Raw genomic sequence first — 23,557 nt, forward strand, 5'->3', positions numbered from 1 at the left:
CCCCTCCGCGGGTCTGGTTTCGGCCACCTGAACACACCCGCTGTACCCCCGATCAGCCCGATCGGGGGTACAGCTGTGTCTGGGCCCGAACGACCTTGGGGGTGCTCGCGTTTCTTCCCAACTTCCCACGTTACGACGGTTGTTGCGGGGGTAGCCGAGCCTTGTAGGCGCGACTTCCGCCGGAGCCCGGAAGGCCGTTTGAGGCATCAGTTGCGACCCCCGCAGGCGACAACTCGCCCCAGATGGCACAATCTGTGCATGGGACACGACGGCCAACTCGAGCTCTATGCGGCAGTCGCGGACCAACTGAAGGAAGCGCACGCAAGAGTGCGCGCACTGCAAGTCCCGGAGGGCGTACGGATGGCGCTGACCCGGAAGCTGCTGGTCATTACGGCCGCGGCCAAGCACGATCTCGCCGACGCGGCAAGGCGTCTGGAGGCGTTCACCGTGGACCTCGACGAGGGTCGATTCCCCGAAGAGGACCGCTGAACGCGTTCGAGACAGCCGAGTTCGTTGCGGCGCACGGGTGATTAGCCCGTTTCGTGTTTGATTTGCGGTATATATCTGCCTAACGTGCGAAAAAGCTTGAACACTTTCGTTCTGGCAATGTCTCCGAAGGGGAAGACGTGAACAAGGCGCAGCTCGTAGAAGCGATTGCCGACAAGCTGGGCGGCCGCCAGCAGGCCGCCGAGGCTGTCGACGCGGTCCTGGACGCCATCGTCCGCGCGACCGTCGCCGGGGACCGGGTCTCGGTCACCGGCTTCGGCTCGTTCGAGAAGGTCGACCGTCCGGCCCGCTACGCCCGCAACCCGCAGACGGGCGAGCGGGTTCGGGTCAAGAAGACCTCCGTTCCGCGCTTCCGCGCGGGCCAGGGCTTCAAGGACCTGGTGAGCGGCTCGAAGAAGCTCCCGCGCGGCGGCGAGGTCGCCGTCAAGAAGGCGCCCAAGGGCAGCCTGACCGGCGGCGCTGCCGCAACGGTCAAGAAGGCCGCGGCGAAGAAGACCACCGCCAAGAAGGCGACCGCCGCCGCGAAGAAGACCACGGCGAGGAAGACGACGGCCAAGAAGACCACGGCCGCCGCCAAGAAGACGACCGCGAAGAAGACGACGGCGAAGAAGACCACGGGCGCCGCCAAGACCACCGCGGCGAAGAAGACCGCGGCCAAGAAGGCCACCGCCAAGAAGGCCCCGGCGAAGAAGGCGACGGCCAAGAAGGCCCCCGCCAAGAAGTCGACGGCTCGCAAGACCACCGCCAAGACGGCCACGGCCCGCAAGAGGTAAGGGCACAGGGGCACTCACGCGCCGGGCCGGACTCCGTGTCGGAGTCCGGCCCGCGGCATGTTCTTTTCAGGGGGGTCAGAGGGTCTGGAGTGTTACGAGGGTGATCCGGAGGCTGTCCTTGGTGCCCTCCGTCTCGATGCGGACCCGTTGGCCGGGGCGCAGCAGTCGCAGGCCGCCTGCGTCGAACGCCGGTGCGTCGAAGGGCACCGGGGTGCCGTCGTCGAGCAGCACGCTGCCGGTTCGTGTGTCTGCGTCGTAGGTGTATGCGGTGGCTTGCATGGCGGTCAGGGTAGTTCCTTCGGGTGTTCGCCGTTCGGCTGTGGGCTGTATGCCGAGTGCGGGCCTGTTGTGGCTGGTCGCGCAGTTCCCCGCGCCCCTTCTGGGGGCGCTTCAGGAACCGGGGATCAGCAGTCCCGCCGACACCGCTGCTGTGTACCGTCCCACCCCCAGCGCCAGTGCTGTGCGCAGGTCTGCGCCCGTGTCCACGTCCTGGCGTACGGAATCCACTGCGTCGAGGCGCAGTTCCATGGCTCCGGATGCGCGGTGGCGGGCGCGGGAATCCGTGCCGAATGCCGGGAGCAATTCGGAGTGCGGTGTTGCGGCCAGCAGGGTCGTGCCGATTGCGGCCGCGTCGGCGAGGAAAGCGCGGGGGAATTCCGCGGCCGCGTCCAGGACCCGGGACAATTCCAGGGGGCGGAGCGCCGGAAGGTCGGCGTTCAGGGCCGCGACGGGACTTTCGGGGCGTGCGGTGCGTACGGTGGCCGCGCCGTGCGCCAGGGCCGCGTTGAGGCCGCCCTGCGGCTCGTCGGAGACGATACGGGCGCCCAGCGCGGCCAGCTCGCGGCCGGCCAGGGCGTCGTCCGTGACGACCGCCACATCCCTGACCGCCGGGCAGGCCAGCGCCGCCGCCACGGTGTCCTGGGCGAAGGCCAGGGCGAGGCCCGGGCGCAGCTCGTCGGCCGCGGTGTCCGAGAGCCTGCTCTTGGCCCGAGTCAGGGGTTTCAGGGGTATGACCAAGGTCCACTGCACCGGTGTTCCGTCCCTCTCTTGTCGCGGCCATTGTCACTCAGCCGTCACCTGGACCATCTGGCGGTTGCGTCGGCGGGGCGTACCGTGTTCTCGACAGACCGGCGGCCTGGGGCGACACTTGTGCGGCCCCCAAGGCCCTAGAGGAAGGTGTCCGCGTGCCCCGCCGCAGAATCGGCTTCTGGTACCGCTTCGCAGCGGTCCTCTGCAAACCGCCACTGGTGGTTCTGATCAAGCGGGACTGGCGCGGAATGGAGCACATTCCGGCCGACGGCGGATTTATCACCGCGGTGAACCACAATTCCCATGCGGACCCCTTCGCGTATGCGCACTATCAGTACAACACCGGACGGGTTCCGCGATTCCTGGCGAAGAGCGGTCTTTTCAAGAAGGGATTCGTCGGCGCCGCGATGCGCGGCACCGGACAGATCCCCGTCTACCGCGAGACCACGGACGCGCTCAGCGCATTCCGGGCCGCGATCGACGCCGTGGAGCGCGGCGAGTGCGTTGCGTTCTATCCCGAGGGCACCATCACCCGGGATCCCGGTCAGTGGCCCATGACTGCCAAGACCGGCGCCGCGCGCGTCGCCCTCACCACCAAGTGCCCGGTGATTCCCGTCGCTCAGTGGGGCGCCAACGAACTGCTGCCGCCGTACGCCAAGAAGCCCAACCTCCGCCCGCGCAAGACCCACCACGTGCTCGCCGGCCCGCCCGTCGACCTCTCGCGCTTCTACGACAAGGAGCTGACCCCGGACCTCCTGAAGGAGGCGACCGAGGTCATCATGGCCGCCATCACCCGCCAGCTGGAGGAGATCCGCGGCGAGAAGGCGCCCGCGACGCCGTACGACCCGCGCCGTGAGCGGATCGAGCAGCGGCGCAGGACGCAGACGCAGAGCGGCCAGGAAGAGGAGAGCGCCAAGTGAGCAAGTCGGTCAAGGCGGCTGTCTTCAGCGCTGGTTCATGGGGTACGGCCTTCGGGATGGTGCTCGCCGACGCCGGCTGCGAGGTCACCCTCTGGGGCCGTCGGCCCGAGGTCGTGGACGCGATCAACTCCACCCGGGCCAACCCCGACTACCTGGCCGGTGTTGAGCTTCCGGAGAACGTGCGGGCCACCACGGACGCGGCCGAAGCCCTGGCGGGCGCGGACTTCACGGTCCTGTCGGTGCCGTCCCAGACGCTGCGCGCGAACCTCGCCGAATGGGCGCCGCTGCTCGCGCCGAACACGATCCTCGTCTCCCTGATGAAGGGCGTCGAACTCGGCTCCGCCATGCGGATGAGCGAGGTGATCGAGGACGTCGCCAAGGTGGGTGCCGATCGGATCGCCGTCGTCACCGGGCCCAACCTCGCGCGAGAGATCGCCGCCCGCATGCCGGCCGCCGCCGTCGTCGCCTGCACCGACGAGGCGGTCGCCCAGCGGCTCCAGGCCGCCTGCCACACGCCGTACTTCCGGCCGTACACGAACACGGACGTGGTCGGCTGTGAACTGGGCGGTGCCGTCAAGAACGTGATCGGCCTCGCCGTCGGCATCGCGGACGGCATGGGCCTCGGCGACAACGCCAAGGGCTCGCTCATCACGCGCGGCCTCGCCGAGACCACGCGGCTCGGCATCGCGCTGGGCGCCGACCCGCTGACCTTCTCCGGACTCGCGGGCCTGGGCGACCTGGTGGCGACCTGCTCCTCGCCGCTGTCGCGCAACCACACCTTCGGCACCAACCTCGGCAAGGGCATGACCCTGCAGGAGACCATCGCGGTCACCAAGCAGACCGCCGAGGGCGTCAAGTCCTGTGAGTCCGTGGCGGATCTGGCCCGCCGGCACGGCGTGGAGATGCCCATCACCGAGACCGTCGTCGACATCGTGCACGAGGGCAAGCCTCCGGTGGTCGCCCTCAAGGAGCTGATGTCGCGCAGCGCGAAGCCCGAACGACGCTGAGCAACGCCGCCGACGCACGCTGACTCAGGGCCCTACCACCGGGTACTCTCAACGCGATATGAGCACCGAGAACCTCCCCCAGAGCCCTGAGCAGCCGCCTCGCAAGCCGCGCGTGGCCGTCGTGTTCGGCGGACGCAGTTCCGAACACGGGATCTCCGTGGTCACCGCCGGCGCCGTCCTGCGAGCCATCGACCGGACCAAGTACGACGTCCTGCCGATCGGCATCACCAGGGAAGGCCGCTGGGCCCTCACCGCCGACGAGCCCGAACGCATGGCGATCACCGACCGCCGTACGCCCGAAGTCGAGGACGTGGCCGAGTCGGGCGAGGGCGGCGTGGTGCTCCCTCTCGACCCCGGCAACCGCGAAGTCGTCGTCAGCGAGCCCGGATCGGTGCCCAAGGCGCTCGGCGAGGTCGACGTCGTCTTCCCCGTCCTGCACGGCCCGTACGGCGAGGACGGCACCCTGCAGGGCCTGCTGGAGCTCTCCGGCGTCCCGTACGTGGGTTCGGGCGTGCTCGCCTCGGCCGTCGGCCAGGACAAGGAGTACATGAAGCGGGTGTTCACCTCCTTCGGGCTCAAGGTCGGCCCGTACGTGGTGATCCGGCCGCGCGAGTGGGAGCAGGACGAGTCGGCCGCCCGCAAGAAGATCGTCGACTTCGCCGGCGAGCACGGCTGGCCGCTCTTCGTGAAGCCCGCGCGCGCGGGCTCGTCGATCGGCATCACCAAGGTCGACGACATCGCCGGGCTCGGCGACGCGATCGCCGAGGCCCAGCGGCACGACCCGAAGATCCTCGTGGAGGCGGCGCTGCGCGGCCGCGAGATCGAGTGCGGGGTGCTGGAGTTCGAGGACGGTCCGCGGGCGAGCGTGCCCTCCGAGATCCCGCCGCCGGACACGCATGCGTACTACGACTTCGAGGCCAAGTACATCGACTCGACCCCGGGAATCGTCCCGGCTCCGCTGACGCCCGAGGAGACCGCCGAGGTCCAGCGCCTCGCGGTGGACGCCTTCGAGGCCGCGTCCTGCGAGGGCCTGGTCCGCGCGGACTTCTTCCTCACCGAGGAAGGCGAGTTCGTCATCAACGAGATCAACACCATGCCCGGCATGACCCCGATCTCGATGTACCCGCAGATGTGGCAGGCGAGCGGCATCAGCTACCCGGAGTTGGTGGACAAGCTCATCCAGGCGGCGCTTCGTAGGTCGACGGGCCTGCGCTAGGCAGTGAAGGGGCGCGGGGCTGTGTCGATATGCGGCTCCGCCGCGTGGGCGCGACCAGCCCCATCCGGCCCGCAGCCGACGCACAACCCTTCCGCCCACGGCGACTAGTCGGCAATACCAGCCGGGATCGCCTTCTTGATGGCAGGCGCCAGATCAACCAACGCCGCCATGCCATCCCCGGTCCGCCCCGCAGGGATCCTCACCTCGACGTACGCCTTCCGCAGCGTCGAGGTGAAGCGGAAGGCCCCGTCCTTCTGCTTCTGCAGTAGCCACCCCACCCCGTTCACCTCGACCCCGTCGGCCTCGGGATCACTCATCTCCGCGGGTCGCGGAACACCGCAGCGCAGTATGATCGCCGGGTTCCCCCAGCCCGCGGTCAGCGCGGACGCGGGCGTGGGATCCCGGCGATCCTGACCGTCGGCCTTGGACGGCAGTGCCTTGTCCAGTTTCCGGCACAGCTCGGTGACCTTCGTGCCCGGACCGGGAACCGCAGCCCGGGCGGTGTCGTCTGCTGAGGAGCAGCCCGCGGCGGTGATCAGCAGGGCGAGTACGGGCGGCCCGGTAAGGACGAGGCGCCGGCGACGCAAGAAGTTCACCGGCCAAGGGTAGACGGGGGCTACAGATGGACGACCGGGCAGGTCAGGGTGCGGGTGATGCCGTCCACTTGCTGGACCTTCGCGACCACCATGCGGCCGAGGTCGTCCACGGTGTCGGCCTGGGCCCGCACAATCACGTCATAAGGTCCTGTCACGTCCTCGGCCTGGATGACTCCAGGAATCTTGCTGATCGTCTCGGCGACGGTCGACGCTTTGCCGACCTCCGTCTGGATCAGGATGTACGCCTGTACCACGGAACCTCCAGGGCGGCCACGAGGATCATGTGGGGAAAAGGAACGCCACGGTATCGCGTCGCCGCTCGCCGCGGGGAGACCTGCGGAGGCCGGGGCTTGCGCGCCGCGGTGCAGGCACGACCAAGGTTGACGGTCACCTCGACCGTATCGAGGACACTGATGACGCGCGACCGGGCACGGCAAGGGACAGAAGGGGAGCAAGGGCAATGAAGGGCACTGTTGGTGAGCTCGGGGAGTTCGGGCTCATCAGGGAGCTCACCTCCCGTCTCACCACCACCCCGGCGGTCCGGGTCGGCCCCGGCGACGACGCCGCGGTGGTGGCCGCGCCCGACCGACGGGTCGTGGCCAGCACAGACATCCTCCTGGAGGGACGGCACTTCCGCCGCGACTGGTCCACCGCCTACGACGTCGGACGTAAGGCCGCTGCGCAGAACCTCGCGGACATCGCCGCCATGGGTGCCGTACCGACCGCACTGCTGCTCGGCCTGGTCGTGCCCGCCGAACTCCCGGTGACCTGGCCGAGCGAGCTGATGGACGGCATCCGCGACGAGTGCCAGGTCGCGGGTGCGTCCGTGGTCGGCGGCGATGTCGTACGAGGCGACACGATCATGGTGTCGATCACCGCGCTCGGCGATCTGCGCAACCAGGAGCCGATCACCCGGGGCGGCGCCCAGCCCGGCGACCTGGTCGCGGTGACCGGCTGGCTGGGCTGGTCCGCCGCCGGGTACGCGGTGCTCTCCCGGGGCTTCCGTTCGCCGCGCGCCTTCGTGGAGGCGCACCGGCGTCCCGAGCCGCCGTACCACGCGGGCCCGGCCGCCGCCGGACTCGGCGCGACCGCGATGTGCGACGTGAGCGACGGACTCATCGCCGACCTGGGGCACATCGCCGAGGCCAGCAAGGTCCGTATCGACATCCGTTCTGGTGCGATCGACATCCCGTCCCAGATGAACGACATCGGGCAGGCCGTCGGCGTCGACCCCATGCAGTGGGTGCTGACCGGGGGAGAGGACCATGCGATCGTGGCGACCTTCCCGCCGGACGTGAAGCTGCCGGCCCGCTGGAAGGTGATCGGCGAGGTGCTCAACCCCTCGGCGCTGCCCCAGGTGACGGTGGACGGGGCGCCCTGGACCAGCTCGGGCGGCTGGGACCACTTCGGGGACATCGAGTCATGAGCGCGCCGCCCAGGGTGCTGACGGTGGCGGGCTCCGACTCCGGCGGAGGGGCCGGAATCCAGGCCGACTTGAAGACGATGCTGGCGCTCGGCGTACACGGCATGAGTGTCGTCACGGCGGTCACGGCCCAGAACTCGCTTGGCGTGCAGGGGGCTTGGGAGCTGCCCGTGGAGGCGGTGCGGGCCCAGTACCGGAGTGTGGTCGACGACATCGGCGTACAGGCGGTCAAGACCGGGATGCTCGCCTCGGCCGAACTCGTCGAGGCAGTCGCCGAGTTGATCGCGGCGACCGATGCTCCTGCGGTCGTCGACCCGGTCGGCATCTCGAAGCACGGGGACTCGCTGCTGGCGGTCTCCGCGCTGGACTCCGTACGGACGAAGCTGCTGCCGGTCGCGACGGTCGCGACACCGAACCTCGACGAGGTGACCCAACTCACCGGTGTTCGGGTCGAGTCGGAGTCGGATCTGCGCGAGGCCGCCGCGGCCGTACTGTCGTACGGACCCCGCTGGGTGCTCATCAAGGGCGGTCATCTGCCCGGTGACGCCGTGGACTTGCTCACCGACGGATCCGAGGAGCACCGGCTGCGCGCCCCTCGCCACGACAATTCGCACACGCACGGCACGGGCTGCACCCTCGCGTCGGCGATCGCGTCGCAGCTCGCGAAGGGGCAGTCCGTGCCGGAGGCGGTCAGGGCCGCCAAGGAGTACGTCACCGGGGCGATCGCGGCCGGGTTCGCACTCGGCGGGGGGATCGGGCCCGTGGACCATGCCTGGGCCCTCAGGCCTCAAGCAGGGCCGGGTACTCCCTCAGCCTGATGTCCGTGGCCGCCTTCTCGGTCAGCCGCTTGAAGAAGCGGGCCAGGGGGCGGGAGCTGAGGACCCGGTACATGCGGTCCCGGCTGCGGATCCGCCGCTCGGTCGCCGGGGCGAAGAACGGACCCGCGTTCCCGGAGATCTTCTGGCAGCCCTTGGCGAAGTCCCTGATCCGCGTCTCGTACTCGGCGAAGGCGGTGCGGAAGTCGCCGCCCGCGAGGGCGAGTTCACCGGCGAGGACGTACGCACCGACGATCGCAACGCCCGTGCCCATCCCGCCCATGGTCGCCCCGTACCCGGCGTCCCCGAGCAGCACCACGCGCCCCTTGGTGAGGCGGTCGACGTGGATCTGGGCGATCGCGTCGAAGTACACGTCGTCGGCCTCCTCGAGGGCCTTGAGGACGGACGGCGCCTCCCAGCCCATCCCGGCGAAACGTTCCCGGAGGATCTCCTTCACCGCCGTGACGTCCCTGCGGTCGTACGACAGTTCCTCGGACCGGAAGACCAGCAGCGCGGCCGCGCGGTCCGGATCGCCGTCGTAGTTGCCGATGACGAACGCGCGGCCGGGCTCGCTGTAGACGCGGCCGGTGCGGTCCAGGCCCAGGTGGTTGTGGACGTCGAAGCCCGCCACGTAGTGGTCGAAGAAGCGCAGGTAGCGGGACTCGTCGCCGAAGACGAGCCGGCGGGTGTTCGAGTGCAGTCCGTCGGCGCCGACGACCAGGTCGAAGCGGCGGGGAGCGCCCTTGTCGAAGGTGACGTCGACGCCGTCGGCGTCCTCGGTGAGGGAGGCGATCGAGTCGCCGAAGACGTACTCGACGTCGTCCTTGGTGCGTTCGTACATGATCTGCGCGAGGTCGCCGCGGAAGATCTCCACGTCGCCGCTCATCAGCTCGGCGGGCAGGTCCACACGCGGGCTGCCGTCGGCGTCGACGACGGTCTGGCGGCCCATGTGGGTCTGGCGGGCATGGATCTCGTCCCAGATGCCCATGGAGGTCAGGACCGTGCGGTGGACGTGGCCGCGGAAGTCGACCGCGAAGCCGCCGCCGCGCAGCTCGGCCGCCTTCTCGACGACGGTGACGCGGGCGCCGAGCCGGGCGAGGTTGAGGGCGAGGGCGGGTCCGGCGACGCTGGCGCCGGAGATCAGGACGCTGAGGTGAGTGAGGTTTTTCGTCGTGTTCTTCGTCGTGTTCTTCGTCATGCGATGAGCTTCGGCGGGGGCGCTTACCGTCCCCCTACCGTTCGCTGACCGCCGCTGACCGCAGCCGTAGGCCCTGCTCGAAGGCCTGGTCATAGGCCTCGGGTGACAGTTTCGCCCGTACGTCCGTCTCGATGCGTACGACGTCCGGGTCGCCCTCGGTCCGCAGGCCCCGCAGGCCCGCCGCCGCGCCCAGCAGCAGTGCGGCCCGCTCGGCCGAGTCGGCGGCGGAGGCCAGTGCCTCGGCCGCGTCGGCGAGTTCCAGGTCGCCCCATCCCTCCACGGCCAGCTCGGCGGCCTGCCGGAACCAGTCGCGGGCCTCCTCGGTGAGACCCTCGGCGGCGGCCGTGCGGCCGAGCCCGATGAGGCTGCGGACGGTCTCGCCGACGCTGAACCAGTTGGCGGCGCACTCCTGGAGGGCGTTCTCGTAGTGCACGCGCGCGTCTGCCGTGTCCCCGGACAGCCGGGCCGCGTCGCCGAGGCCGCGCCGGGCGGCCGCCACCTTGTCGGGGAGCCCGGCGCCGCGCGCGAGCGTCAGCGCCTGTTCGAAGTGGGCCTCGGCGGCCGCCGTGTCGCCCCGGTGCAGCAGCACGATGGCCCGATTGCGCAGCAGATCGGCGGTCTCCTCCGGTGCGGCCAGTTCCCGCACGTGGGCCAGTCCCTCGTCGAGCAGTTCCAGGGCGCGTTCGGACTCACCGCGCGCGTGGGCGAGCATGCCGAGCGGGTCGAGGCAGTTGGCCATGCCCCAGCGGTCACCGGTGGCCCGGTATCCCGCCAGCGCCCGGGCGAAGCACTCCTCGGCCTCCTGTGGCCGGCCCGCGTACTGCGCCCGGAAGCCGAGGCCCACGTCGAGCAGGGCGCGCGCCCAGGGGGAGTCACCGGCCAGGGCGAGGGCTTGCGCGTCGGCGGCGGGCCGCGGACCGGCCGCGACCGCCCACAGCACGAGGATGTACGGCAGCCTGAGCGGCCCCTGGTACGCGTCCAGGACGGCGTCCACGCGCGCGATGAGCTCGGGTTCGTCGCCCGCGCCGGAGAGCGCGTTGATCGCGCACAGGACGTACTCCTCCTCCAGCCCGGGCGGCGGCGCGTCTCCGACGGCGGCCAGCAACTCCCGTGCCGTCGCCACCCGTTCGCCGTGCACTCCGCGCAGCCGCCAGAACCAGGAGAGGGGTCCCATGAGGCGCAGGGCCCGGCCGGTGTCGCGGCCAACGAGGTGGCTCAGAGCCGTGTCCAGGTTGGCGTGCTCGGCGGCCAGCCGGTCCAGCCAGGGCAGCTGCCCGCCGCCGCGCAGCTGCGGCTCGGCCTCCTCGGCCAGCCGCAGGAAGTAGCCGGCGTGGGCGTCCCCGAGGTCCTTCGTGTCCGTTGTGTCCCTCGCGTCCTCTGCTGCGAACGCCCTGATCGTCTCCAGCATCCGGTAGCGGCCCTCGGACACCTCCAGGAACGACTTCTCGACCAGCGAGGCCAGCACGTCCTCCGGGTACGGCAGCGCGCACACCGCCTCGACCGTCTCCAGCGTCGCGCCCCCGGAGAACACGGTCAGCCGCCGCGCCAGCTCCCGCTCCTCCTCGTCCAGCAGGTCCCAGCTCCACTCCACGACGGCGCGCAGGGTGCGGTGCCGGGGCGCCTTGGAGCGGTCGCCCCGGGACAGGACGCGGAACCGGTCGTCCAGGCGGTCCGCCAGCTCGTCCGGGGTCAGGGTGCGCAGCCGGGCCGCCGCCAGCTCGATGGCGAGCGGGAGCCCGTCGAGGGCGGCGCAGATGCCGGGCACGCGCGCGTGGGCCTCGAACCCGGGGCGCACGGCCCGGGCCCGGTCGACGAAGAGCCGCACCGCGGGTTCCGGTGGCAGCGGCGGCACGGGGACCAACACCTCGCCGGTGATCCCCAGGGACTCGCGGCTGGTGGCGAGGACGCGCACGCCGGGACACGAGCCGAGCAGCAGCGCGGCGACCCGCGCAGCCTCCTCGACCAGGTGCTCGCAGTTGTCGAGCACGAGGAGCAGGTCGCGGTCCTCCAGGGCGGCCAGCAGCCGGTCCGTGCTGTCGGCCGTGGCCGTACGGAAACCTTCACGCACTCCGAGCGCGGTGAGGACGGCGTACGGGATCTGCTTGCCGTCGGTGACCTGCGCCAGCTCGACGAAACAGACATCGGACTGCCGGTTCGCCGCCTCGATCGCCAGCCGTGTCTTGCCCGCGCCGCCCGGGCCGGTGAGTGTGACCAGGCGGGCGTCGGCCAGGAGAGCGGCGATCCGGGTGAGTTCGCTCTCACGTCCGACGAAACGGGTGAGCTGGACCGGGAGGCGGCGCCGCTCGGGTCCGCCGCCCTGGAGCAGCTCCAGGTGCAGCGCGGACAGTTCGGGCGAGGGATCGGCGCCCAGTTCGTCGGCGAGTGTGCGCCGGGCGTCCTCGTACACCGTGAGCGCCTCGGCGGGCCGCCCGCCCGCGTGCAGGGCCCGCATCAGCTGCCCGTACAGCCGCTCGCTCAGCGGGTGGGCCGACAGCAGCGCCCGCAGCTCCGGTACGAGTTCGGGGCTGCCGCCGAGCGCCAGGTCCGCCTCGATCCGGTCCTGTACGGCGGCCAGCCTGAGCTCCTCGAGCCGGGCGGCCTCGGCGTGCGCGTCCGGGAGGTCGGGCAGTGCCGGGCCGCGCCACAGGGCGAGCGCCTCCCGGAGCAGGGGCGCCGCCCGCGCGTGGTCGCCGGCGGCGAGAGCGGCCCGCCCCTCCTGGGACAGCCGCTCGAAACGTTGGACGTCGACGGAGTCGGCCGGGGCCGCGACGCGATAACCGGCGGGCCCCGCCTCGATGTCCGTGTGCGGGGCCAGGCGCCTCCGCAGACGGGAGATCTGCGACTGGAGGGCGCCCGCGGCCCCGGCGGGCGGCTCGGCGCCGTACAGGCCGTCGGTGAGGCGCTGCGTGGAGACCGGGCGGCCGGCGTCGAGGAGCAGCAGGGTGAGCAGTGCGCGGGGGCGGGGTCCGCCGGGGTCCAACGGGGTGCCGTCGTCGGTGCGTACGTCCAGGGGGCCCAGGATGCCGAAGCGCATTCGCAAGATTCTGGCAGCACACCTGGTGGCCGGGCACGGCCTTTTGCGCACAGCAAAAAGCCGGTCCACCGAGGTGGACCGGCTCAGAGCAGCGAACCAGCAGTGGCCGCGCGCTTAGCTGTGCGTCAGCGCGAGACCTTGCCGGCCTTGATGCACGAGGTGCAAGCGTTCACGCGCTTCGGCGTCCCGCCGACCACGGTACGCACGCGCTGGATGTTCGGGTTCCAGCGACGGGACGTACGGCGGTGCGAGTGCGAGATGTTGTTGCCGAAGCCCGGCCCCTTGCCGCAGACGTCGCAGTTGGCAGCCACGGGTCACTCCAAAGACTTCAGATGCACTTACGGATGAGATCCCGGCATGCCGGGATCGAGATCGTAGGATCAGAGATCTGAGTGGCGGTGCCAGGGGGAGAGCCCGATCTGCATCGGGCAACCGGAGCAGCATACAACGACTGCGCCAGTTCAACGAAACTACCATGGCTGATCAGGGCTCCGCCCCCGGCCCTCTTCCGGCGGACACCGGCCCGGGGTCTACGCTGCGTCCAGTCCAGGTCCTAAGGAGGCGCAGGTGGCGCAGGTGCCGCAGACATTCTTCGATGCTCTCGCGGTGCGCACCTGGTGCGGCCTCGCGCTGGAGGCGCTCGGCCGCGCGCGCGAGGAGATCGACGCGATCAATGTCTACCCCGTGGCCGACGGGGACACGGGCACCAATCTCTATCTGACCGTGGAGTCCGCCGTCGGGGCGGTGGAGGCCGTCTTCGCGGCCCATGAGGTGGGCGCCCACGTGTCCGTGAAGCCTTCGCTGGCCGACGCCGTGCGCGCGATGGCGCACGGGGCGCTGATAGGCGCCCAGGGGAACTCCGGGACGATCCTCGCCCAGCTGCTGCGCGGGATGGCGCAGGTACTGGCCGCCGACGGTGAGACGCCTCACACCGACGGCTCCGGTCTCCGGCTCGCCCTGCGGCACGCGGCCGACTCCGCACGCCGGGCCGTCGCGCACCCCGTCGAGGGCACGGTCCTGTCGGTCGCCACCGCCGCTGCCGACGCGGCCACCGGAGCCGAGGGCGACTGCGGGGCGGTGGCACGGGCGGCCTACGAGGGAGCGCGCGCTGCGCTTGCCGCGACCCCGGGGCAGCTGGCCGTGCTGGAGCGGGCCGGGGTGGTCGACGCCGGCGGGCGGGGGCTGGTGGCGGTGCTCGCGGCACTGGTGGAGACGTTCACGGGGGAGGCGCCGGCGGCTGTTGTGCTTTCCGCTGGGCACGCGCGCGTGCAGATCGATACGGTCCCGGCCCAGGGTGCCCTCGCCGCCGAGGACTGCGTCTCCCCTCTGGAGGAGGGCGGCCCCGCCTTCGAGGTGATCTACCTCCTGGAGGCCGAGGACGCGGCGGTGGAGCGGCTGCGGGCACGTCTCGACGACCTCGGGGACTCGCTGGTCGTGGTCGGCGGCGACGGGCTGTGGAACGTGCACGTACATGTGGACGACGCCGGCGCCGCCGTGGAGGCGGGCGTCGAGGCCGGGCGGCCGTACCGGATCCGGATCACCCACTTCGGCCTCGGCGACGTGCACACCACCGGCGGCCGGCGGCCGCCCCGGGAGCAGGTCCAGCGGGCGGTCGTGGCCGTCGTGCCGGGCGAGGGCCTGGCCGGGCTGTACACCGAGGCCGGAGCGACCACGGTGCTCGCGCGCCCCGGGGAGCCGCCTGCGAGCGGTGAGCTCGTCGACGCCGTACGGCGGGCCCACGCGCGCGAGGTCGTGCTGCTGCCCAACGACGCCGATCTGCGCCACACCGCCGCCGCGGCGGCCGAGCAGGCGCGCGCCGAGGGCGTCCGGGTGGCCCTGATCCCGACCCGCTCCGCGGTCCAGGGGATCGCCGCGCTCGCCGTGCACGAGCCCGAGCGCCGCTTCGACGAGGACGTCGTGTCGATGACCTCGGCGGCCGGTGCGACCCGCTACGCCGAGGTCGCCGTCGCCGAGCGCCAGTCCTGGACCATGGCGGGAATCTGCCAGGCCGGGGACGTTCTCGGCCTCATCGACGGCGACGTGGCCGTGATCGGCTCCGACGTCACCGTCACCGCCGAGACCGTCCTCGACCGCATGCTCCAGGCCGGCGGCGAGCTGGTCACCCTCGTCCTCGGCGACGAGGCCCCGCAGTCGGTCGCCGACCGACTGGAGGCACGCGTGCGTGAGTCGTACCTCGCCGTCGACACGGTGGTGTACCGGGGCGGCCGCCAGGGGGCGCTGCTGCTGATCGGCGTCGAGTAGCACCGCTGCGGGTCTTGTGCTGCTGTCTTCTGCGGGTGGCGAGGCGCCTGACGTCTGTCAGCCTTGTGCTGCTGACTTCTGCCGGCGCGGCGCCCGACCTCGGCGGCCCTTGCGCTGCTGACCTCCACCGTCGCCGAGGCTCCTGACCTCTGAGGCTCCTGACCTCTGCGGCTCTGCCGCTCCTGAGCTCAGCCGGTCCCGGGGCCCTTGGTTTCAGCTGGTCCCGGGGCTCCTGACCTCCGTCGGCCCCGGAGCTCCCGGCCTTGGCCGCCCCGTTTCCCGGCCCTCAGCCGGCCTCCTGCTCCTCCACCACCTGCTGCATCTGCTCCGCCTCCGCCCGTCGCCCCTGCGCGGTCTCGTCCTCGGCGCCGGCACCGTCGTACGCCGCGAGGACCGCACGCGCGCGTGCCGCCGCCCGGGAGGGGCGGCCGAGGTCGGACTCCAGCCAGCCCGCGGCGAGTTCGGCGCCGGTGCGGCTGTCCAGGGCGTCGTCACCCAGGGAGGCGAACACCGCGATCGCCTCGGTGACCTGGGACAGGGCGTCTTCGAGCGCGGCCCGGATCGAGTCGTCGTCGGCGTCCTCCGTGGCGGAACGGGCGAGCAGGTCGCCGAACTGGCGGCGGGTGTGCCCGAGTTCGGCGACGAGCCGCTGCCGCGCCTCCTCGTCGGTCCCGGCGGTGTCCAGCGCCGCCTCGCACTCCCCGACCGCGTCCGCCATCAACTCCCGTGCCGCGCCCGTCCCGTCCTCCGCGCGCAGCGCCAGCCACGCGCGGGCGCGCAGGGAGCGTACGAGGCCGTGGACGTTGCCGAGCGAGCGCCACAGGTCGCCCGCGCGCGCGTACGCCCGGTCCGCCTCGGCGGGCAGTCCCGCCGCGCCGAGGGACTCGGCGGCGAGGTGGGCGAGCGTGGCGTGGTCGTGCTGCTCCGGCCACTCCTTGGCGATCTCCGCGGCCTGCAGGCGCCGTTCGGCCGCCTCGCGGTGTTCGCCGAGTTCGCTCAGACAGTCGCCGAGCCACCACTGCGTCTGTACGACGGCGCCGTCGCCGTGCGTCTCGGCACTCAGGTCGGGCAGCGCCGACTCCAGCACCTCCGCGGCCTCGGCCCACCGCTCCTGGCGCAGCAGGAACCCGCCGAGCTGGTGCCGCGCCCAGGCGCCGAGCGTCGGGCCCTCGCCCGCCTCGTCGGCCCAGTGCGCCGCCTCCAGGGCGTGCTCGGCGGCCTCCACGGACAGTCCGCGGCCGCCCAGCACCTCGGCGAGCTGGAGGTGCAGCTGGGCCCGCCCGACCGCCTCCAGATGCGCCCCGCCGTGCTCCAGGGCCGCCCGCAGTGCCTGCTCCGCCCCCGAGATGTCGCCCAGGTGATGCGCCAGCCCGGCCAGCCGCGCCTCGTACTCCACCGCGAACCACGGCAGCCCGGCCCCGACGAAGCCGGCCGTGGCCCGCCCAAGCAGCTCCACGGCCGCCTCCAGGTCGCCGCCGCGCATCGCCAGATCCGCGAGCATGGCCTGAGCCTCGGCCTCCCGCGAGGCGATCCGCACGTCGTCCCCGGTGTACCCGCCGACCAGCGCGAGCAGTTCGCGTACGGCGCTCTCGGCGTCGGCGAGAACCCTTTCCCCGGCCGGCTCGCCCGCCTCCAGCACCCGCCGCATCAGGATCCGCGCCCGTCCCATCAGCACGGACGCCGTCTGCCGTACACCGGTGGCGTCGTCGGCGTACAGCGCCAGGACCTGGTCGTAGGGCTCGGCGACCGCCGCCAGCGCTGCGTCCACCTGGCCCGACAGAGCGCGTACGTATGCCGCACGCGTGCGTGCCGCCAGCGCCTCACCGGGGTCACCGGCCTCCGCGTACAGCTCGGCGGCCCGTTCGAAGAGTGCGGCGCCCTCGGGGCCCCGGTCCATCGCCTCGTGGTCGGCGATCTCCGCGCGGTCGCGGGCGTCCAGCTCGACGCCCTGCGCGGCGCGCGAGACGGCCGCCCAGGCGTCCATGGCGTTCGGCTGGAGGGTGTCCGACAGCCGGCGTGCCGCGGCCAGCAGGGCGGGCAGGTCCGGCGCGTCCGCGGCCACGGCCTCCGGCGGCACCGGGGGCGCGGAGACCGGGCGCGTCGCCCGCACCCCGAGCGGCAGCCGGTCGGCCAGCGGACGCTGCGCCATGCGCGCGCGTGCCCGCTCGGTGACGTACGAGTTGCCGTTGCGCTCGTCGAAACGCGCGGCCAGGGCGAGGGCCTCCGCACGCGCGTGCGTGGCGAGTTCGCGCGCCGTCCAGGTCCGGCCGGCCGGTCCGGGCACCTGACGGTCGGCAAGGCCCGCCTCGCCCAGCCGCTCCATGAGCAGCGTCACCACGCTCAGGAAGTCCATCCTGCTGCGCGGATGCCCGGTGTCCGTGAAGTACGCCGGCCGCTCCGCGAGCAGTTCCAGGCCGCGGGCCTCGTTGCCGGTCAGCGCGCAGAACTCCACGTGGTCCGCGTACGCACCCCGCATGCTCTCCATGCCCCGTGCCAGCCGGAAGCCCCGCAGATGGTTGGCCCGCGCCTCGTCCGTGCGGCCGAGCCGCAGCAGGGGCGTCAGGGACGACGCGAGCACCGTGTGCGGCTCGTGCGCGCACGTGAACTCGCCCTCCAGGACCGGCCGCCACAGCAGCAGGGCCTGAGCGTCCCGCCCCTGCTCCGCCTGCCACCAGCCCTGCCCGTGCAGTTCGCACGCGTGGCAGTCGGCCATGCTGTCCCGGTCGGCGGCCAGCCACGCGGCGTACGCCCGCTCCGCGCGCGCGATGTCCCCGATGTGCGCGGCCACGCTGAACTCGGCACTGCGCACGGCCCGTTCGGAGTGCCCGGCCAGCCGGTAGCGGTGCTCCATCTCGCCCAGCCACTTCTCGATCGAGGCGAGCGGCACATGCGGCTGGTCGAGCATGCCGGACGACATCCACTTGAAGACCCAGTGCAGCGAGTGCACCTCGTACTCGTCGAAGTCCTCGGGCCGCTCGTCCCACATGCGCAGCAGGCGCGCGAAGGGGACGAACATCTTGTCCTTCTCGGAGCTGTAGTTGTAGACCTTCAGCTGGTGTCCGAGCGCCTCGATCACGGCGAGCGGGATGCCCAGCTTCTCGGCCTCGGCAAGGAGCTGCTCCGCGCGCGCGTTGCGTGCCGGGCCCTCCGGCCGCTCGGAGTTCTCCGCCATCGCCCGGCGCAGCGAGTCGAAGTCCGTGATCTCGCTCATCAGTTGCCGTCCTCCCCGTGGGTCGCCCATTCCAGCAGGCCGATGAACGCCCGGTTCAGCAGCGCCGTGTCCGCCGGCCGCAGCGGCCGCTGCGCCATGAGCAGTGCCTGCCCGTACAGGGACTCGGTGGCGGTGCCGATCAGTTCCGGGTCGCCGAGCGAACTGATCCGCCGGATCAGCGGGTTGAGGTGGTTGAGCACGAGACGCGCGCGTGGGGCGCTGCCGCGGAGCGAACCCAGGATGCCTGCCCAGAGGTCGTCGGCCTGTTCCTCGGCCTCGGCGCGGGCCTGTTCGTGGCGGGCCGCGCGGTCGTCCAGGTGCAGTGCGGGAACGGAGAGCGGGTGGAAGGCCCGCAGGACCACATCGCACCCCAGGGGGTCGAGTTTCGCCCGCGCGGCCGCCAGGAAGCCGGACAGGGCCAGCTCCTCGGCCGGGTCGACCGCGTCCAGATGCGCGGTCACCGTGTCGGCGTCCAGCTCCGCGACCACCGTCCCGGGCCGCACCGACGGCAGCGCCTCGACCAGCTCACTGTCGTACGTGTAACCGCCGTTGATCACCCCGACGCCCTGCGCGGACGCGATCGGCGCGACCTGCCGGTACTCCTCCACGGTCCGCGTGAAGTGCACCACCGGGTGCCGCTGGGCGAACTCCTCCAGCGACAGCTGCCCGTCGGTGGTCTCGAACGGCAGCCACGGCAGCATCGTGCGCAGCATCTCCCTGTCGTGCCGCGCGAGGGACTTCACACCCAGGGAGTGCACCGACAGGAAGGCCTCCAGCCGTTCCGGATCGCCGGCCGCGAGCCCGGTCAGCCAGGACCGAATCCTTTCGCCCAGCGCCTCCCGTACGGCGGCCAGCGTCTCGTCCTCGTACAGCGACTCGCGCGAGGCCGTGGGCCGCAGACTGTCGGTGTCCAGTACGCACCGCACGAAGAACGCCCAGTCCGGCAGCAGCTGTTCGGCCCGCTCGGTCAGCAGCATGCCCTTGAGGTGCACCCGGTGCGTCGCCCGCTGGGCCGGGCTGACCGCCGAAGGCAGGACGTACGCCACGCCCCGGATCCCGGCGAGCGGCACGTCCAGCTCGATCGAGTCGAGCGGGGTGAAGCCGAACAGCTCGTGACAGTGCCGCGCCAGGGCCACACGCCGGGTGGCGGGGGAGGGGTACGACCGGTCCCAGGGCGCCGGGAGGTCGGTGACCGCCTCCTCGCCGACCCGGACGTCGTACGGCAGCAGCGACCCGAAGTCCCGCGCCAGCGCGAGCACCCGCTCGGGCGCGAGCCACTCGCCGGCCCCCGCCCGCGCCACCAGGTGCACGGTGGTGCCCGGTTCGGGCCGAGCCTCGTGCGGCAGCGTCCGCACGGTGTACGAACCGTCGTCGCTCGCCGTCCACTCCACGGGCGCCGCGTCCGGCGTACGGGCGCTGCGGCTGACGACCCGGATCCGCTCGGCGACCACGAAACACGCCAGCAGACCGATGCCGAACTGCCCGAGGAACTCGGAGCGGACCTCCTGGATCCCGTCGGCGATCCCGTCGGTCCGCTTGGAACTGCGCCCGATGGTGGCCAACAGGCTGTGCACGTCCGCCTCGGTGAGCCCGACCCCCGTGTCCTCGACACGCAGGGCAGTGCCCCCTTCGAAATGCGCATACAGCCGCACCCGGGCCGGCGCGTCGGGCTGCTCCGCGCGCCGGGCGGTGATGGCGTCCACGGCGTTCTGGAGCAGCTCCCGCAGATAGACCTTGGGGCTGGAGTAGAGGTGATGAGAGAGCAGGTCCACCAGACCGCGCAGGTCGACCTGGAACGTATGAGGCGGCTGGGGTGACTGGGACGGCTGGGATGACTTCGAGGTCTGGGAGTCCATCGTCGCAGCGCCGGTGGGAGGAGTTCGCGACGGCGCGGGGTCGGGCGGTCCCTGGTGGGGCGGTGACCGCGGGGGATGGCCGGAGCGCGCCATCCTAAGGCCGGAACGAGCCGCCTGACCAGGGGTTTCCCGGGACGTATACGGGATTGTCAGTGGTGTGGTGTGCAATGGATCTCGTGCCCGCACTGGAAGAACCACTGAAGCAACCACTGAAGTCAGTGCTCGGCCCCGCCACCGCGAAGGTGATGGCCGAGCACCTCGGCCTGAACTCCGTCGGCGACCTCCTGCACCACTACCCGCGCAGATACGAGGAGCGCGGCCAGCTCACCCACCTCGCCGACCTCCCCCTGGAGGAGCACGTCACGGTGGTCGCCATGGTCGCCGACGCTCGCCTGCACACCTTCGCCTCCGCCAAGGCCCCCCGCGGCAAGGGCCAGCGCCTCGAGGTCACCATCACCGACGGCAGCGGCCGCCTCCAGCTGGTCTTCTTCGGCCACGGCGTCCACAAGCCCCACAAGGAACTCCTGCCGGGCACACGCGCGATGTTCGCGGGCAAGGTCTCCGTCTTCAACCGCCGCCTCCAACTGGCCCACCCGGCCTACGAGTTGCTACGAGGCGACAGCGACGAAACAGTCGAGACCTGGGCCGGCGCCCTCATCCCCATCTACCCGGCCACGGCCAAACTGGAGTCCTGGAAGATCGGCAAGGCGCTGCAGACAGTCCTCCCCACTGCCCAGGAGGCCGTCGACCCCCTCCCGGACTCTCTCCGCGAGGGCCGCGACCTGGTCTCCCTCCCCGAGGCCCTCCTCAAGATCCACCGCCCGCACACCAAGGCCGACATCGAGGACGCCCGGGCCCGCCTCAAGTGGGACGAGGCCTTCGTCCTCCAGGTGGCCCTCGCCCGCCGCCGGCACGCCGACGCCCAACTCCCGGCGGTCGCCCGCAAACCCAAACCCGACGGCCTCCTCACCGCCTTCGACGACCGCCTCCCCTTCACCCTCACCGAGGGCCAGCTGAAGGTCTCCAAGGAGATCTTCGACGACCTGGCGACGGAACATCCGATGCACCGGCTGCTGCAGGGGGAGGTCGGAAGCGGAAAGACAATGGTGGCCCTGCGCGCCATGCTCGCCACCGTCGACGCCGGCGGTCAGGCGGCCATGCTCGCGCCCACCGAGGTCCTCGCCCAGCAGCACCACCGCTCCGTCGTCGAGATGATGGGCGAGCTGGCCGAGGGCGGGATGCTGGGCGGGACCGAGCACTCCACCAAGGTGGTGCTGCTGACCGGTTCCATGGGCGCCGCCGCCCGCCGTCAGGCCCTGCTCGACCTGGTCACCGGTGAGGCCGGGATCGTGATCGGCACGCACGCGCTGATCGAGGACAAGGTCCAGTTCCACGACCTGGGCCTCGTCGTCGTCGACGAACAGCACCGCTTCGGCGTCGAACAGCGCGACGCCCTGCGCGGCAAGGGCAAGCAGCCCCCGCACCTCCTCGTCATGACGGCCACGCCCATCCCACGCACGGTCGCCATGACCGTCTTCGGCGACCTGGAGACCTCGGTCCTCGACCAACTCCCCGCCGGCCGCTCCCCGATCGCCAGCCATGTCGTCCCCGCCGCCGACAAGCCCCACTTCCTGTCCCGCGCCTGGGAGCGCGTCCGCGAGGAGGTGGGGAACGGTCATCAGGCGTACGTCGTCTGCCCCCGCATCGGCGACGACATCGATGAACCGGCCGACCCGAAGAAGTCCGGCAAGAAGAAATCCCCCGAGGACGAGGCCGAGAAGCGCCCCCCGCTCGCCGTCCTCGAAGTGGCCGACCAACTCGCCAAAGGCCCTCTCCAGGGCCTCCGCGTCGAGGTCCTGCACGGCCGTATGCACCCCGACGACAAGGACGCGGTCATGCGCCGCTTCGCCGCCGGCGACACGGACGTCCTGGTCGCCACCACGGTCATCGAGGTCGGCGTCAACGTCCCGAACGCCACGGCGATGGTCGTCATGGACGCCGACCGCTTCGGCGTCTCCCAGCTCCACCAGCTCCGCGGCCGGGTAGGCCGAGGCTCGGCGGCAGGTCTCTGCCTCCTGGTCACCGAGATGCCCGAGGCGAGCGCAGCCCGCCAGCGCCTGACCGCGGTCGCCTCCACCCTCGACGGCTTCGAACTCTCCCGCATCGACCTGGAACAACGCCGCGAGGGCGACGTCCTCGGCCAGGCCCAGTCCGGCGCCCGCTCCAGCCTCCGGGTCCTGGCGGTCATCGAGGACGAGGAGGTCATCGCGGAGGCGAGAGAGGAGGCGGCGGCGGTCGTAGCGGCGGACCCGGAGCTGACCCAACTTCCGGGCCTGCGGACGGCTCTGGACGCCCTCTTGGACGAGGAGAGGGAGCAGTACCTGGAAAAGGGCTAGGGGAGCCGCCCTTCTCTTTCAGGGGCGCGGGGCTGTAATCCATATGCGGCTACCGCCGGGCGGGCGCGACCAGCCACAACAAACCCGCACCCGCCGACGGCGAAGACGCACCCACCCGGTAGGCCTGCCAAACTGAACCGAAAGCCGCCCACGAACAAGGACCCCGACAATGACCCGCGTGATCGCCGGCCGGGCAGGCGGACGGCGCCTCTCCGTGCCACCCGGCACCGGAACCCGCCCAACATCAGACCGCGCACGCGAAGCCCTCTTCTCCACCTGGCAGTCCCTCCTCGGCGGCCCCCTGGAAGGCGAACGCGTCCTCGACCTCTACGCGGGCTCAGGAGCCGTGGGCCTGGAGGCACTCTCCCGCGGCGCCGGACACACCCTCCTCGTCGAGGCCGACGCCCGAGCGGCCCGCGTCATCCGCGAGAACGTGAAATCTCTCGGCCTCCCCGGCGCCGAAGTGAGGGCGGGCAAAGCCGAACAGATCATCCAGACGCCGGCGCCGGCGGACCCGTACGACATCGTCTTCCTCGATCCGCCGTACGTTGTCCCAGATCACGATCTTCGCGAGATTCTCCTCACACTCCGCTCGGGAGGCTGGCTCGCGCCCGACGCCCTCGTCACCGTGGAGCGCAGCACCAGAGGCGGCGAATTCAGGTGGCCGGACGGCTTCGAAGCGATCCGGGCCCGTCGCTACGGCGAGGGAACGTTTTGGTACGGTCGCGCCGCCTCTACGTGCGAAGACGCACGATGACCGGACCGGAGAGCGAGGGATCTCAAGTGCGCCGCGCCGTCTGTCCCGGGTCGTTCGACCCGATCACCAACGGACACCTCGACATCATTTCCCGCGCCTCTCGTCTGTACGACGAGGTCTATGTCGCGGTCATGATCAACAAGTCCAAGAAGGGCCTGTTCGAGATCGACGAGCGGATCGACCTGATCCGTCAGGTCACCGCCGAGTACGGCAACGTGATCGTCGAGGCCTTCCACGGTCTCCTCGTCGACTACTGCAAGGAGCGCGACATCCCGGCCATCGTCAAGGGCCTGCGCGCGGTCAGCGACTTCGACTACGAGCTGCAGATGGCCCAGATGAACAACGGCCTGACGGGCGTGGAGACACTCTTCGTGCCCACCAACCCCACCTACAGCTTCCTCTCCTCCTCCCTGGTCAAGGAGGTCGCCACCTGGGGCGGCGACGTCTCCCACCTGGTTCCGCCGGTGGTTCTCGAGGCCCTCAACAAACGCCTGCGCAAGGACTGATGGGGCTACAGTCGTCCCGTCCGTCTCCAACACATCGGTAGAGAGTGGCGA

At 71.5% G+C, this 23,557-nt stretch carries 19 protein-coding genes and 1 pseudogene; 11 read left to right on the forward strand and 9 right to left on the reverse strand.

The window, feature by feature from the left end; all coding sequences use genetic code 11:
- The first annotated feature begins 258 nt into the window (after window positions 1-258).
- Window positions 259-489: a hypothetical protein gene (locus tag ACFY10_RS26515; protein ID WP_390667700.1), complete on the forward strand. Its 231-nt coding sequence runs from the start codon at window positions 259-261 to the stop codon at window positions 487-489.
- Window positions 490-626: 137 nt separating this feature from the next.
- Window positions 627-1,280, forward strand: a complete 654-nt coding sequence (locus tag ACFY10_RS26520) for an HU family DNA-binding protein (protein WP_390667701.1) — start codon at window positions 627-629, stop codon at window positions 1,278-1,280.
- Between the two features lie 75 nt (window positions 1,281-1,355).
- Here the strand turns inward: ACFY10_RS26520 and ACFY10_RS26525 are convergent, their stop codons facing one another.
- Both ACFY10_RS26525 and cofC read right to left on the reverse strand, forming a co-directional pair.
- Window positions 1,356-1,559: a hypothetical protein gene (locus ACFY10_RS26525; protein WP_123967707.1), complete on the reverse strand. Its 204-nt coding sequence runs from the start codon at window positions 1,557-1,559 to the stop codon at window positions 1,356-1,358.
- 111 nt (window positions 1,560-1,670) lie between these two features.
- On the reverse strand, window positions 1,671-2,309 hold the full coding sequence (cofC, locus tag ACFY10_RS26530; protein ID WP_390667702.1) for a 2-phospho-L-lactate guanylyltransferase: 639 nt from the start codon (window positions 2,307-2,309) through the stop codon (window positions 1,671-1,673).
- 155 nt (window positions 2,310-2,464) lie between these two features.
- On the opposite strand from cofC, the gene ACFY10_RS26535 reads away from it, so the two are divergent.
- The 3 genes from ACFY10_RS26535 to ACFY10_RS26545 are packed head-to-tail and all read left to right on the forward strand — an operon-like array spanning window position 2,465 to window position 5,452.
- On the forward strand, window positions 2,465-3,229 hold the full coding sequence (locus tag ACFY10_RS26535) for a lysophospholipid acyltransferase family protein (protein WP_390667703.1): 765 nt from the start codon (window positions 2,465-2,467) through the stop codon (window positions 3,227-3,229).
- Entirely contained in the window at window positions 3,226-4,236 is a 1,011-nt protein-coding gene (locus tag ACFY10_RS26540) for an NAD(P)H-dependent glycerol-3-phosphate dehydrogenase (protein WP_390667704.1), read from the forward strand. The genes ACFY10_RS26535 and ACFY10_RS26540 overlap by 4 nt, the downstream gene beginning before the upstream one ends.
- Before the next feature lie 58 nt (window positions 4,237-4,294).
- Window positions 4,295-5,452, forward strand: a complete 1,158-nt coding sequence (locus ACFY10_RS26545; protein WP_390667705.1) for a D-alanine--D-alanine ligase family protein — start codon at window positions 4,295-4,297, stop codon at window positions 5,450-5,452.
- A gap of 104 nt (window positions 5,453-5,556) precedes the next feature.
- Here the strand turns inward: ACFY10_RS26545 and ACFY10_RS26550 are convergent, their stop codons facing one another.
- Both ACFY10_RS26550 and ACFY10_RS26555 read right to left on the reverse strand, forming a co-directional pair.
- Window positions 5,557-6,048, reverse strand: coding sequence for a DUF3515 domain-containing protein (locus tag ACFY10_RS26550; protein WP_390667706.1), 492 nt, complete (start codon window positions 6,046-6,048; stop codon window positions 5,557-5,559).
- 20 nt (window positions 6,049-6,068) lie between these two features.
- Complete coding sequence (locus tag ACFY10_RS26555; protein WP_003997603.1) at window positions 6,069-6,302, reverse strand: Lrp/AsnC family transcriptional regulator; 234 nt, start codon at window positions 6,300-6,302, stop codon at window positions 6,069-6,071.
- A gap of 206 nt (window positions 6,303-6,508) precedes the next feature.
- On the opposite strand from ACFY10_RS26555, the gene ACFY10_RS26560 reads away from it, so the two are divergent.
- A complete protein-coding gene (locus tag ACFY10_RS26560; RefSeq protein ID WP_275776584.1) occupies window positions 6,509-7,474 on the forward strand; it encodes a thiamine-phosphate kinase in 966 nt (321 codons plus the stop codon).
- On the forward strand, window positions 7,471-8,289 hold the full coding sequence (thiD, locus tag ACFY10_RS26565; protein WP_390667707.1) for a bifunctional hydroxymethylpyrimidine kinase/phosphomethylpyrimidine kinase: 819 nt from the start codon (window positions 7,471-7,473) through the stop codon (window positions 8,287-8,289). The genes ACFY10_RS26560 and thiD overlap by 4 nt, the downstream gene beginning before the upstream one ends.
- On the opposite strand, the gene ACFY10_RS26570 is transcribed toward thiD, so the two are convergent.
- The 3 genes from ACFY10_RS26570 to rpmB all read right to left on the reverse strand — a co-directional run bounded on the left by ACFY10_RS26570 (window position 8,252) and on the right by rpmB (window position 12,829).
- Window positions 8,252-9,484, reverse strand: a complete 1,233-nt coding sequence (locus ACFY10_RS26570) for an FAD-dependent monooxygenase (RefSeq protein WP_390667708.1) — start codon at window positions 9,482-9,484, stop codon at window positions 8,252-8,254. The two genes, thiD and ACFY10_RS26570, sit on opposite strands and share 38 nt — an antisense overlap.
- 34 nt (window positions 9,485-9,518) lie before the next feature.
- Window positions 9,519-12,518 carry an ATP-binding protein gene (locus ACFY10_RS26575; RefSeq protein WP_390667709.1) on the reverse strand — a complete coding sequence of 1,000 codons (3,000 nt, stop codon included), beginning with the start codon at window positions 12,516-12,518 and terminating at the stop codon, window positions 9,519-9,521.
- A 125-nt stretch (window positions 12,519-12,643) separates the two neighbouring features.
- Window positions 12,644-12,829 (reverse strand): 50S ribosomal protein L28, encoded by a 186-nt coding sequence (gene rpmB / locus ACFY10_RS26580; RefSeq protein WP_003993230.1) that lies wholly within the window; start codon window positions 12,827-12,829, stop codon window positions 12,644-12,646.
- A 256-nt stretch (window positions 12,830-13,085) separates the two neighbouring features.
- On the opposite strand from rpmB, the gene ACFY10_RS26585 reads away from it, so the two are divergent.
- A complete protein-coding gene (locus ACFY10_RS26585) occupies window positions 13,086-14,780 on the forward strand; it encodes a DAK2 domain-containing protein (protein ID WP_390667710.1) in 1,695 nt (564 codons plus the stop codon).
- A gap of 286 nt (window positions 14,781-15,066) precedes the next feature.
- Here ACFY10_RS26585 and ACFY10_RS26590 read toward each other — a convergent pair whose 3' ends face one another.
- Together ACFY10_RS26590 and ACFY10_RS26595 are read right to left on the reverse strand one after the other, a co-directional pair.
- Window positions 15,067-17,991 carry a tetratricopeptide repeat protein gene (locus ACFY10_RS26590; RefSeq protein ID WP_390667711.1) on the reverse strand — a complete coding sequence of 975 codons (2,925 nt, stop codon included), beginning with the start codon at window positions 17,989-17,991 and terminating at the stop codon, window positions 15,067-15,069.
- On the reverse strand, window positions 17,991-19,847 hold the full coding sequence (locus tag ACFY10_RS26595) for an HSP90 family protein (RefSeq protein WP_390667712.1): 1,857 nt from the start codon (window positions 19,845-19,847) through the stop codon (window positions 17,991-17,993). Before ACFY10_RS26595 ends, ACFY10_RS26590 begins: the two co-directional genes overlap by 1 nt.
- 167 nt (window positions 19,848-20,014) lie before the next feature.
- On the opposite strand from ACFY10_RS26595, the gene recG reads away from it, so the two are divergent.
- From recG to coaD, 3 genes and pseudogenes are all read left to right on the forward strand, one after another.
- On the forward strand, window positions 20,015-22,243 hold the full coding sequence (gene recG, locus ACFY10_RS26600) for an ATP-dependent DNA helicase RecG (protein WP_390667713.1): 2,229 nt from the start codon (window positions 20,015-20,017) through the stop codon (window positions 22,241-22,243).
- Window positions 22,244-22,400: 157 nt separating this feature from the next.
- Window positions 22,401-23,000, forward strand: a pseudogene (rsmD, locus tag ACFY10_RS26605) (16S rRNA (guanine(966)-N(2))-methyltransferase RsmD); the annotation flags it as partial.
- Window positions 23,001-23,026: 26 nt separating this feature from the next.
- Complete coding sequence (gene coaD / locus ACFY10_RS26610; RefSeq protein WP_361270906.1) at window positions 23,027-23,506, forward strand: pantetheine-phosphate adenylyltransferase; 480 nt, start codon at window positions 23,027-23,029, stop codon at window positions 23,504-23,506.
- Window positions 23,507-23,557 lie beyond the last annotated feature (51 nt).

Origin of the sequence: Streptomyces sp. NPDC001401 (assembly GCF_042895385.1) — a bacterium.
Classification (GTDB): domain Bacteria; phylum Actinomycetota; class Actinomycetes; order Streptomycetales; family Streptomycetaceae; genus Streptomyces.

What these genes read in the sequence shown, in the direction of transcription:
- ACFY10_RS26515 (WP_390667700.1), top strand. Translation starts at nt 259, where the DNA reads ATGGGACACGACGGCCAACTCGAGCTCTATGCGGCAGTCGCGGACCAA.
- ACFY10_RS26525 (WP_123967707.1), bottom strand. Translation starts at nt 1,559, where the DNA reads ATGCAAGCCACCGCATACACCTACGACGCAGACACACGAACCGGCAGC.
- ACFY10_RS26545 (WP_390667705.1), top strand. Translation starts at nt 4,295, where the DNA reads ATGAGCACCGAGAACCTCCCCCAGAGCCCTGAGCAGCCGCCTCGCAAG.
- ACFY10_RS26560 (WP_275776584.1), top strand. Translation starts at nt 6,509, where the DNA reads ATGAAGGGCACTGTTGGTGAGCTCGGGGAGTTCGGGCTCATCAGGGAG.
- thiD (WP_390667707.1), top strand. Translation starts at nt 7,471, where the DNA reads ATGAGCGCGCCGCCCAGGGTGCTGACGGTGGCGGGCTCCGACTCCGGC.
- ACFY10_RS26570 (WP_390667708.1), bottom strand. Translation starts at nt 9,484, where the DNA reads ATGACGAAGAACACGACGAAGAACACGACGAAAAACCTCACTCACCTC.
- ACFY10_RS26575 (WP_390667709.1), bottom strand. Translation starts at nt 12,518, where the DNA reads ATGCGCTTCGGCATCCTGGGCCCCCTGGACGTACGCACCGACGACGGC.
- ACFY10_RS26590 (WP_390667711.1), bottom strand. Translation starts at nt 17,991, where the DNA reads ATGAGCGAGATCACGGACTTCGACTCGCTGCGCCGGGCGATGGCGGAG.
- ACFY10_RS26595 (WP_390667712.1), bottom strand. Translation starts at nt 19,847, where the DNA reads ATGGACTCCCAGACCTCGAAGTCATCCCAGCCGTCCCAGTCACCCCAG.
- recG (WP_390667713.1), top strand. Translation starts at nt 20,015, where the DNA reads ATGGATCTCGTGCCCGCACTGGAAGAACCACTGAAGCAACCACTGAAG.